The following is an 11,440-nucleotide window of genomic DNA, read 5'->3' as shown; positions in this document are numbered from 1 at the left end:
CCAGCACAACACCCCACAACCCACCCATCCCGGCCCCCAAAAAGCACACATTTTGTCACTTAAGTCGACACGCCGAGAAAAGCACACATTTTGTCGCTTAACCCCCCATTTTGGAATGGCGCGTTTTGGGTTAATAACCAAAATGGCACCCCTTTTGGAGTGCCATTTTGGTGCGTAGAGAGTTTTGCAAATCGTGGGTGGTGAGATATGCAAAACCCTCACGGAAAATTGTGTCCCCGACAGGATTCGAACCTGCGACCTTCGGTACCGGAAACCGATGCTCTCATCCGCTGAGCTACGGAGACGCATTGCTTGTGAGCAAGCAATGACGCAATCTTAGCACCAGATATGCCTGGCACATAACTGGCCTAAGACTGCGGAAAGTAGCAGCTACTGGGCCTCCCAGTAGCCCGGTGCATCCGTGCGATCGGCCTTGCCGGTGCGCAGGTAGTTGATCACGGTGGCGTCGACAACTTTATTGCCGGTGCCGAAGTGCGCATGGCCTGGGCCGTGAATCGTGACTACCTGGGTCCCCATCCTGCGGGCGAGTTGTCCGTGGCCTGGGTACGGCGTTTGTGGATCGCGGGTGGCGGATAGCTGCAATGGGCGTGTCTTTAACGCAGCCCCGTTCAGTGGCGCCATTCCGGTGACTGTGCCGGCGCCGTTGCAGTACCACCCCGAGCCTCGTGATGCGTTGAATACCGTGAACGGGTCTCCTGTGATCTGTGACCAAGCAAACGAGGGGAGTAGCGTCGGGTCGCCGGGTACGACGTTCTCATTGCACCACTGAGCAGCCTGTAGCTGCTCAACCGCCATCATCTGATCCACCGCTTGCTGAACCTCCTCTTTAGAAGGCTGCTTCGATTCTTCGGCGGTGAGGGTGCCGTTTGTGGACCTTGCCAGGTAGTCCCACATCTTTGGGGTCGGGAGCATGGCGCGGGTCTCCTGCAGTAGCGGGGACTTGGCTTGTATAGCACCTGGATTCAGCATGCGACTGATGACGCCTTCACCTTCGACGCGGGTTTTCCCGACTGCCGTCATGGCGTCCGCGCCAGCCTGTCCAGTGAACTCGAGGCCCGCGGGGAGGTCACCGACCCGGGCCGGAGGGGGCGTGACAGTCGGATTGGTGCCGGCTTGTGCGCTCACCTTGCGTGACCAGTACTGGTACGCTTTCAACGGTGTATTCCCCATGTGATATTTCGTGTCGTTGAGTGCTACCCACGCGAAGTATTCGTTGAGCGCTTTCTCGTATGCTGCCTGTTGGTCGGCGGCGATGCCGTTCCAGGAGCGGGTGGGGTCCATGGCGGAGTCAAGCACTACTTTGTCGGTGTGCTGTGGAAACAGTGTTGCGTACACGGAGCCAAGATAGGTGCCGTAGGAGACGCCGAGGATAGAAACCTGCTGGTAGCCCAGGGCGCGTCGAACTTCTTCCCAGTCGCGTGCGGTGTTCTCCGTGGTGATGGTTTCGGGGTAGCCGGGCTTGTCACCCTGGCAAGCCGAGCGGTTGAAACCTCCCGCGTTGAACAGGCTGTCAGCGGTGAGTTTGGCTATTTGGCCAGGATCGTTCACATCGGGAATTGCGCACTCGAGTGCCGTGGAACCAGGTAGACCACGGGGTTGCACACCGATGATGTCCCACTCGTTGTTGAGCTCTTTCGGAAACTCGAGGATATTGCCGGCAGCGTAGGCGTAGGCGTCGCCACCTGGGCCACCGGGGTTGGTAAACAGTGCGCCACGACGAGCTTGGGTTTTCGCAGGCACGCGTACGAACCCGACCTGGATCTTCGCGCCATTCGGCTGGTTGTAGCGCATTGGGACGTCGACTTGCCCACACTGCGCTGTAGGATCTTTCACTTCTTTCGGGCACTTGGTCCATTGCACAGCCGGTGCTGGCTGCGCAGCGGCAGGCGTTGCGACGGCCATGCCAAGCAAACTGAGCGCTGCAATTACTGAATCTGAGATGCGCACTGCATTCCTTCCGTTCATGGGCGAAAATGACAAAACCCTACCGATGCGCTGACCGGTAGGGCAAAGTCGACGGTGTGCTGTTACTTCACAACCATCACGATCAGGTCGCGGGGTCCATGTACGCCTTCGACGCGAACGAGTTCGATATCGGAGGTCGCGGAACCACCAGAAATCATGGTAGCGGGTTTCTCCGGATCGATGCGAGTGATCATCTCTGGCACGCCGTAGACCACCGACTCTGGGCGGACGATCACCACGTGGCGGTCGGGGACGAGCGACAGCGCACGGCGACCGCACAGCTCGCCAGCTTCGAGCACGATCGAGCCGGTCTGAGCTGACGTGACGTGCGAGTCGGTCACCGCGGCACCGATGGGGCCGAGTTCCCGCGGATCGCTTGACGGATCGTCAGGGCGGGCACTTCCGTCGAACTTCTCGAACAGCGCGGCGTCAAGACCTGGGGCGTAGACAATGTCGGTTGCCTCGCGCTTTGCAAGAATGTCGGCGATGTCTGCGGCAAGGGTCTCCTCGGTTGTCTCTACAACCGTCGCCTTGTAGTCCAGCAGGCGGTCGATGAGAATCTCACGCAGTTGCTCAGGGGTGTGATCGCTGGTCGTGCGGTACTCGCGTACTGGCTCCACGTGCTCAGGGGTATGCGAAAGCTTTTGTGCAGTGCGGATGCGGTCAAGAATCTCGCGCTTCGCGCTCTCATTTCGGGTGCTTGACATTGTTAGCCATCCTTCCTGACATTCGCTGGGATCCCTTCGCGGCGGGCCTCTGCGAGGAGGTCCTTTGCTTCGTCCGTGTTCCACCACTGGCGGAACGACTTCTTCGGTGGCACTGCCACGTCGCGGTAGTCAGTCCAGCCAGCAACGAAGCCTGGCATCGAGGAAATCTCGCCCTTGAAACCGCCGAGCACGCGACCTAGTGAAACAACATGCATCGCAGCGTTCCACAGTGCAGGCTTGCCCCACAGCAGGGAAATAGCGCCGAAGGCCGTGGATTCCAGGAACGGTTTGTGCTCTTTTACCTTCTGGTGACGCAGCTCAAGCAGGATGTCCGTGATTGGGATCTTTACTGGGCAGACTTCATTACAGCGACCGCACAGCGACGAGGCGAATGGAAGCGACGAGTTCGGGTCCTCGGCAGACTCCATGCCGGTCAACTGCGGTGTGATGATCGCACCGATTGGGCCAGGGTAGGTCGAGCCGTAGGAGTGACCACCAGCGCGCTCGTAGACCGGGCACACATTCAAGCAAGCAGAGCAGCGGATGCACTTCAGTGCTTCGCGGCCAATCTCGTTCGACATCGCGTGGGTACGACCGTTGTCCAGGAGCACGATGTGGAAATTCTGTGGGCCGTCGCCCTCCGTCACGCCTGACCACAGTGAGGTGTACGGGTTCATACGCTCGCCGGTGGAGGAGCGCGGAAGTAGCTGCAAGAACGCACCCAAGTCCTCGAACTTCGGCAGCAGCTTCTCGATACCCATGACGGAGATCAGTGTCTCCGGCAGCGTCAGGCACATGCGGCCGTTGCCCTCGGATTCGACGATGGAGACCGTGCCGGTCTCAGCGATACCGAAGTTGACACCAGAGATGGCCACCTTGGCCTTCATGAACTGCTCGCGGAGGAAGATGCGAGAGGCTTCGGCCAACTCTGCCGGATTGTTCGTCAGCGAGTCGTCGGTGTTTGGCATCTTGTCCACGAAGATGTTTCGGATCTCTTCGCGGTTGCGGTGGATCGCTGGCACCAGGATGTGTGACGGGAAGTCCTCGCCGAGCTGCACGATGAGCTCCGCAAGGTCGGTTTCCTGTGCATGGATGCCGCGCTTTTCCAGCTCCTCATTGAGCGCGATTTCCTGCGTCGCCATCGACTTAATCTTGACGACTTCGGTCTCGCCTGTCTCCTCAATGAGCGAAGCGATGATTTCGTTAGCTTCCTGGGCGTCGCGTGCCCAGTGAACGTGACCGCCACGTGCAGTGACGTTGCGCTCGAACTCCTCGAGCAGCTCAGGCATGCGGGCCGCGACATCTTGCTTGATAGTTGAGCCAGCAGTGCGCAGTTCCTGCCAATCGTCGAGCTCGTCGACAACGTTTTGACGCTTTACGCGAATAGCCGTAGTCGCGTAGTTGAGGTTGCGACGCTTTGTAACGTTATCGAGCTCATGGTGCGCAGCCTGTCCGAAGCGCTCCGAGCCACGCAGGTGGCTCGGGCCGTGCGCCACTGGGGGCATCGTTGGTTTGCCGAGTGCAACTTTCACAGCATTTTCTCCTTCGAGTACGCAGCGGTCGTAGGCGTCCACGGATGTTCCTTCGTGGATGCGAGGATCTCTGCAATGTGCAGGGCGCGGATGCCGTTGTGCTGGCGGCTCATCGCGCCAGCGATGTTCATCAAGCATGACGAGTCGCCGGCGGTGACAAACTCTGCCTTCGAGTCCTTAATGTGGCGCACTTTGTCGGAGACCATCGCAGCGGACACTTCCGGCAACTTTACTGAGAAAGTACCGCCGAATCCACAGCACTCTTCCACGTTCGGCAGGTCCACAAGCTCGATGCCTTCGACGGCTTCAAGCAGCTTGTATGGGCGGTCGCCGACCTTCAGGAAACGGCGAGAGTGGCAAGACTCGTGGTAGGTCACCCTGTGTGGGAAGAACGCGCCGAGGTTGGTCACGCCAGCGACGTCCACGATGAACTCGGTGAGCTCGTAGGTTTTATTCGCTGCCTGTGTAGCGCCGTCGACAAGTGCTTTGTTGCCGTATCGTTCGGCGAGGCGCACGTGCTGTTCGCGAACTGCGCCTGCGCACGAGCCGGAGGGGGCCACAACATAGTCGATGGAAGGGTCGGCAAACGCATCGGCGTATGTCTGAATGATCGGCACAGCTTGTTCCTGGTAGCCCGTGTTGACGTGCATCTGGCCACAGCAGGTTTGGCCCTCAGGGAAGACTACTTCGTAGCCCAGACGAGAGAGAACAAGCGCTGAAGCCTTGTGAGCGTCAGGGAACAGGGCGTCACCGATACAAGTAGAAAACAGTGCTACTCGCAATGTGGACTCCTTTGTTGGTCGTGAACGATACAGATAATGGTAATACGTCTACGGTACAACAGTTGGCGCTAGAAAACTCAGTATGTTGGTTTGCAGGAACACAATCAGGCACACGGCCACCAAAAACGCCACGGAGAAGCCAGCGACCTTCTTAAAGAGTTCGGACTCTTTGCCTTCCATATTCACAGCTGTTGCGGCAATAGCGAGCGACTGCGGCGAAATCATCTTGCCGACGACACCACCGGTCGTATTCGCCGCCAGCATCAGGTCTGGGTTCAGCCCCAACTTATTCGCCGCAGTCACTTGCAGGTTGGCGAAGAGCGCGTTCGCGGAAGTATCGGAGCCAGTAACAGCGACGCCGATCCAGCCAAGCATTGGTGCTGCGAAGGCAAAGACGCCACCCATGTTTGCAAAGAACTCACCGATAGAGACCGTTTGCCCCGAGTAGTTCATCACGTACGCCAATGCGAGTACCAGCATGATTGTGGTTGCGGACCAGCGCATGCGCCAGCAGGTATCGACGAACTCTCGTCCGACCTGAGCCCAGTTGAGCTGGTAGAGACCGTTCCCGTCAAAGATCATGTACGTGATAGCGACGATGAGGCCGGAAATAACAAGGAGCGTGCCTGGGTTATTGATGTAGGCGAAGGTGTAGTCAGTGTTGATCGGCTCGCCGAGCTGGTTGAGGAGCAGACCACGCTCAATGACGGGCCATGTCAGGCTGATCTTGAAGGAGCTGAGCCACTGCGGGACGGTTGTGCCCAAGTTTGCAATACCGAAGACGATGACGACGACTGCGTACGGCATCAGTGCCATCCACACACGGGTGCCAGGCAGGTCGGTGGTGTCCTCGTATTCGGGCAGGCCGAGGCGGTCGCGCAGCGCAGCTGTGGTCTTTGGTTTCCAGAAGTGAAGTGCTACGAACGCTGCACCGAGCGCGACGATGCAAGCAACAACATCCGTGAGCTGGTACGCGAAGTGGTTCGACGTCCACCACTGGGCAATACCAAAGCTCAGCCCGATCGTCACTGAAATGGGCGCGGTCTCTTTGACGCCTCGCCAGCCGTCGATAATTGCTGCGATGATAAATGGGACAAAGAATGCGAGTAGCGGAGTCTGGTGCCCAACAACCGCCGCGATGTTCTGCGTCTGTTCAAGAGTACGGCCACCGACCTCGCCCGCTGTGGTGATGGGGATTGCGACGGCGCCGAACGCTACCGGAGCTGTGTTCGCGATCAGTACAACTGTCGCTGCTTTGAGCGGCGGGATGCCAAGCGCAAGAATCATCGTTGCAGTAATTGCAACCGGTGCTCCGAACCCCGCGAGCGCTTCGAGTAGGCCACCGAAGCAGAACGCGATGAGCATCGCCTGGATGCGGACGTCACCGCTGCCCATCTTGTCGAACACCAGGCGGAGATCCTCAAAGCGCCGGGATGCGACCGTAATTTGGTAGAACCAAATCGCCGTCAAGATGACCCACACGATTGGGAAAAGCCCGAACAACCCGCCACGCAGGGCGGTGGCGAGCGCCATCTCCGTCGGCATGTTGAAGCCGAAAATGGCGACTGCAATAGCGGCGATTAGGGCTACCGCGCCGGAAGTGTGCGCGCGGGCCTTGACTGCGAGCAGCATGAAGAAAAAGGTGATGAGGGGGAGCGTGGAGACCAATGCCGAAAGTCCGAGGCTTCCCCCGACAGCATCGGTAACGATTTGAAACTTGTCCACTGAGACACTCCTTGGGGTCAGAGGGCTGCACAAAAATACCTTCCCAACGTACTTGAGTGATTTCGGCAATTTAAAAAACTGAAAGTACGCTAGGTCACACAAATGGTTGAGTGCGGTGGAAGCGCGAGCTAGTCGCATTGTTTCGGAAGCTGGCGGGGGTAGCCGACCGAGGGCAGTCGGGCAATCGTGGGGGAATAGAAAGAATGTCCGGAGTGTGAATTAGACTGTTTGCCCATGACTCCAGCTGATCTCGCTACAACAATTCATGAAGCAACCGTCAAGGTGCTTTCCGACCACAATCTGGACGCTTCCGTCGTGCCCGACGTGGTGACCGTCGAACGCCCGCGCAACCCAGAGCACGGCGATTATGCCACGAACATTGCACTGCAGGTGGCGAAAAAGGCCGGTACGAACCCGCGCGAGCTCGCGCAGTGGCTTGCCGACGCCCTGCTGGAAAACCCCGCGATCGCAGACGCAGACGTCGCCGGCCCCGGCTTTTTGAACCTGCGCCTCGCCACGGGCGCACAGGGGCAGCTGGTGGCAGACATTCTCGCAGCCGGAGACACCTTCGGAAACTCCACGCTTCTTGACGGCCAGCGCATCAACCTCGAGTTCGTCTCCGCAAACCCAACTGGTCCGATTCACCTCGGCGGCACTCGTTGGGCAGCTGTGGGCGACTCGCTCGGCCGCGTGCTTGAGGCGAGCGGCGCCGAGGTCACGCGGGAGTACTACTTCAACGACCACGGTGGCCAGATCGACCGATTTGCGCGCTCCCTCGTTGCAGCGGCAAAGGGCGAGCCGACCCCGGAGGACGGTTACGGCGGTTCCTACATCAACGACATCGCCAACGACATCGTGGCGCAGCAGCCGAACGCACTCGAAGGCAGCCCAGAAGAAGTCCAAGAGACCTTCCGTGCAGCTGGCGTAGAAATGATGTTTGCCCAGATCAAGGAGTCCCTGCACGAGTTCGGTGTTGACTTCGACGTATTCTTCCACGAAAACTCGCTGTTTGAGAGCAGGGCCGTCGATAAGGCGATTGCAACGCTGAAAGACAACGGGAACCTGTACGAAAACGAGGGCGCCTGGTGGCTGCGTTCCTCCCAGTTCGGCGACGACAAGGACCGCGTAGTCCTCAAGTCCGATGGCGACGCCGCCTACATCGCCGGCGACATCGCCTACGTGGCCGACAAGTTTGACCGCGGCCACACGCTGGCCATCTACATGCTCGGTGCAGACCACCACGGCTACATCGCGCGTCTTCGCGCCGCGGCGCAGGCCCTCGGCTACGACCCTGAGGCCGTCGAAGTTCTCATTGGGCAGATGGTGAACCTGGTTCGCGACGGTCAGCCAGTCAAGATGTCGAAGCGCGCCGGGACGATCATCACCCTCAACGACCTCGTGGACGCTATTGGCGTCGACGGTGCTCGCTACTCGCTCGTGCGCTCTTCGGTGGACTCCACGCTGGATATTGATCTTGGTCTGTGGACCAAGCAGTCCTCAGACAACCCGGTGTACTACGTGCAGTATGGCCACGCACGCCTGTGCTCCATCGCGCGCAAGGCGAAGGAAGCGGGTGTGACTGTCGATGGTGCTGACGTTGCACTTCTTGAGCACGGAAAAGAAGGCGACCTTATTCGCACCCTGGGTGAGTTCCCCGAGGTTGTGAGCACCGCTGCGCAACTGCGTGAGCCGCACCGAATCGCGCGCTATGCAGAAGAACTTGCGAGCTCGTTCCACAAGTTTTACGACGCCTGCCAGATCCTTCCGAAGCCTGGCGAGGAGATTGCACCGCTGCACACCGCGCGTTTTGCACTGGCGATGGCAGCCCGCCAGGTGCTGGCGAATGCACTCGGCATGATCGGCGTGAGCGCGCCGGAACGGATGTAGGAGGAAACCATGAGCGCAGCGTTCGACGCACTTCCCGCACACGTATGGCCGCGTAATGCCAAGCGAGAAGAAGACGGAGTGGTGACGATCGCGGGGGTGCCGCTTCCGGAGATCGCGGAAGAGTTTGGCACGCCTGTCATGGTGGTCGACGAGGACGACTTCCGCTCGCGATGCCGCGATATGGCGCGGGCCTTCGGTGACCCTGCGCACGTCCATTACGCGTCCAAGGCGTTCTTGACCACGCACATTGCCCGGTGGGTTGACGAGGAGGGCCTGGCGCTCGACGTTGCGAGTGAAAACGAGCTTCGCATCGCCCTTGCTGCCGAGTTCCCTCCGGAGCGGATCACGGTGCACGGCAACAACAAGTCGCGCAGCTTCCTACAACTGTGCATTGAGTCCGGGGTTGCGCACGTTGTCCTCGATTCGCACCAGGAGCTACGAGAGCTCAATGACATTGCAGGCGAATTGGGCACGACCCAAGAGGTTTTCATCCGCGTGAAACCCGGCGTGGATGCCCACACGCATGAGTTCATCGCGACGAGCCACGAGGACCAGAAGTTCGGCATTTCGTTGGCGTCCGGTTCCGCCTACCAGGCGGCGTGCGCCGCGATCGACGCGGAGCACCTCCACCTTACTGGTCTGCACTGCCACGTCGGCTCCCAGGTTTTTGATGCGGAAGGGTTCAAGCTCGCCGCGGAGCGCGTGTTGGCGCTGTACGCACAAATCTGGAATGAGCGCGGCGTTGCGCTTGAGTTCCTGGACCTTGGTGGCGGGTACGGCATCGCGCAGCTGGAGGAAGAGGCTCCACTCGATGTTGCTGCTGTGGCGCAAGATCTGTTGGCGGCGGTTGACGACGTTGCCAAAGAACTCGGGATTGCGTCGCCGACAGCAGTCGTCGAGCCTGGGCGCGCGATTGCTGGCCCGTCTGCAATTACGTTGTACCGCGCGGGTGTGGTGAAGGATGTAGAGATTTCGTTCACCAAGACGCGTCGTTACATCTCCGTCGATGGCGGCATGAGCGACAACATCCGTCCCGCGCTGTACGACGCCGTCTACGAGGGAAGGTTGGTCAACAGGTTTGCGGAAGGGCAGCCGGTGGAAACGCGCCTCGTGGGGTCGCACTGCGAGTCCGGTGACATCCTCATTGAGGACGCGCAGTGGCCGAACGACATCGTCAGTGGGGACCTTATTGCGTTGCCGGCGACTGGGGCGTATTGCTACCCAATGAGTTCGAACTACAACTCGTTTGGACGTCCGGCAGTGGTCGCCGTCCGTGCTGGAAAAGTCAAGCCGATGGTGCGTCGAGAAACTGTTGAAGACATTCTCTCGCGTGAATATTAATAAGACTGTATTCTGTGCAAAACAGACAAAGCGGTACACTGCGCCGTAGGTGAACACCCGTATCGAAGCCAGTATCGAAGTAGGAGAGAGTCTAGAGATGTCGGTCGAATCCGTAGAGAGTCGTAACGGTAACTACCCTGGTCTTGGGATTGGCCAGCCGGTTGGCGTGGCCATTTTGGGTAAAGGCACCGTGGGCAGCGAGGTGCTGCGCCTCATTCAGGAGTTTTCTGAAAATCTTGAGCAGCGTATTGGTGGTCCCCTCGAAGTGCGTGGCGTTGCGGTCTCCAACGTGGAGAAGCACAAGAACGCACCTGAGGTGCAGGGCATCGAACTGACTGATGACGCGCGCTCCCTGATTACGCGCGACGACGTTGACGTTGTCGTGGAGGTCATCGGCGGTATCGATTACCCGCGTGAGCTGGTGCTGACTGCGTTGAAGGCTGGCAAGTCAGTTGTCACTGCGAATAAGGCACTGGTTGCTGCACACGGGTCCGAGCTTGCCGACGCCGCGAACGAAGCAGGCGTCGACCTGTACTACGAGGCCGCGGTCGCGGCAGCGATCCCCGTAGTTGGTATGCTGCGTCGCTCGCTTGCCGGTGACCAGGTCCAGCGCATCTCCGGCATTGTCAACGGTACGACGAACTTTATCCTTGACGCGATGGCGTCGACTGGAGCGACCTACGAGGAGGCACTGGCCGAGGCGACCCGCTTGGGCTACGCCGAAGCTGACCCGACCGCCGATGTTGAGGGTCACGATGCTGCGTCGAAGGCCGCGATCCTCGCGTCGATGGGTTTCCACACTCGTGTGACCTTCGATGATGTGTCGTGTGAGGGCATCACGAAGATTACCGCTGAGGACATCGACGCGGCGAAGCAGTCGAACCAGACGATCAAACTGCTGGCTATCTGCGAGCGCCTCTACGATGAGGATGGTAAGACCAAGGCTGTCAACGCTCGTGTGCACCCGACACTGATCCCGAACGATCACCCGCTGGCCAGCGTTGATAAATCGTACAACGCTATTTTCGTTGAGGCTGAGGCCGCTGGTCGCCTGATGTTCTACGGCAACGGCGCCGGTGGCGCACCGACTGCTTCCGCAGTGCTGGGCGACCTGGTCGGTGCGGCCCGCAACAAGGTTCACGGTGGTCGAGCACCAGCCGAAAACCCGTACGCAAACTACCCAGTGGTCGGTTTTGATGAGGTGGCGACACGCTACCACGTGAACATGACAGTCAACGATCGCGTCGGCGTGCTCGCGGAGCTCACCCGCAAGTTCGCAGAGGCCAACGTGTCGCTGTCTGCCGTGCGCCAGGAGGAGTCCGGTGACGAGGCACACCTGATCGTGGTGACGCACAAGGCCCTGGAAAAGGATCTGCGGGACATCGTGGATCGTCTGTCCCGGCACCCGGACGTGCAGCAAGTCAACTCCGTAATCCGCCTGGATGCCTAAGACACACGACCTACAGACAAGGAGCACATC

Annotated in this window: 8 protein-coding genes and 1 tRNA gene; 3 read left to right on the top strand and 6 right to left on the bottom strand. The window is 59.5% G+C overall.

Features of this window, described 5'->3' with window-relative positions; translation table 11 throughout:
• Positions 1-231 precede the first annotated feature (231 nt).
• The 6 genes from JMN37_RS08855 to JMN37_RS08830 all read right to left on the bottom strand — a co-directional run bounded on the left by JMN37_RS08855 (position 232) and on the right by JMN37_RS08830 (position 6,732).
• Positions 232-305 (bottom strand) — tRNA-Arg (locus tag JMN37_RS08855).
• Between the two features lie 85 nt (positions 306-390).
• A complete protein-coding gene (locus JMN37_RS08850) occupies positions 391-1,968 on the bottom strand; it encodes an alpha/beta fold hydrolase (protein ID WP_330166369.1) in 1,578 nt (525 codons plus the stop codon).
• A gap of 80 nt (positions 1,969-2,048) precedes the next feature.
• Positions 2,049-2,693 carry a LutC/YkgG family protein gene (locus JMN37_RS08845; protein ID WP_252931800.1) on the bottom strand — a complete coding sequence of 215 codons (645 nt, stop codon included), beginning with the start codon at positions 2,691-2,693 and terminating at the stop codon, positions 2,049-2,051.
• Between the two features lie 2 nt (positions 2,694-2,695).
• Positions 2,696-4,225, bottom strand: a complete 1,530-nt coding sequence (locus tag JMN37_RS08840; RefSeq protein WP_252931797.1) for a lactate utilization protein B — start codon at positions 4,223-4,225, stop codon at positions 2,696-2,698.
• Positions 4,222-5,007 carry a (Fe-S)-binding protein gene (locus tag JMN37_RS08835; RefSeq protein WP_252931796.1) on the bottom strand — a complete coding sequence of 262 codons (786 nt, stop codon included), beginning with the start codon at positions 5,005-5,007 and terminating at the stop codon, positions 4,222-4,224. The genes JMN37_RS08840 and JMN37_RS08835 overlap by 4 nt, the downstream gene beginning before the upstream one ends.
• Before the next feature lie 48 nt (positions 5,008-5,055).
• Positions 5,056-6,732 (bottom strand): L-lactate permease, encoded by a 1,677-nt coding sequence (locus JMN37_RS08830; protein ID WP_252931794.1) that lies wholly within the window; start codon positions 6,730-6,732, stop codon positions 5,056-5,058.
• 234 nt (positions 6,733-6,966) lie between these two features.
• Between JMN37_RS08830 and argS the strand changes: the two genes are divergently transcribed.
• From argS to JMN37_RS08815, 3 genes are all read left to right on the top strand, one after another.
• The gene (gene argS, locus JMN37_RS08825) at positions 6,967-8,619 is read left to right on the top strand and encodes an arginine--tRNA ligase (RefSeq protein WP_252931793.1); all 1,653 of its coding nucleotides are present in this window, start codon (positions 6,967-6,969) and stop codon (positions 8,617-8,619) included.
• A gap of 9 nt (positions 8,620-8,628) precedes the next feature.
• Complete coding sequence (gene lysA, locus JMN37_RS08820) at positions 8,629-9,960, top strand: diaminopimelate decarboxylase (RefSeq protein WP_252931791.1); 1,332 nt, start codon at positions 8,629-8,631, stop codon at positions 9,958-9,960.
• Positions 9,961-10,057: 97 nt separating this feature from the next.
• Positions 10,058-11,410 carry a homoserine dehydrogenase gene (locus JMN37_RS08815; protein ID WP_252931807.1) on the top strand — a complete coding sequence of 451 codons (1,353 nt, stop codon included), beginning with the start codon at positions 10,058-10,060 and terminating at the stop codon, positions 11,408-11,410.
• The last annotated feature ends 30 nt before the right edge of the window (positions 11,411-11,440 follow it).

It is taken from the genome of Corynebacterium lipophilum (genome assembly GCF_024102595.1).
GTDB classification, from domain to species: Bacteria; Actinomycetota; Actinomycetes; order Mycobacteriales; family Mycobacteriaceae; genus Corynebacterium; species Corynebacterium pseudogenitalium.
Note: the sequence above shows the minus strand (reverse complement) of the source record. Positions and strands in the feature narration are given on the sequence as shown.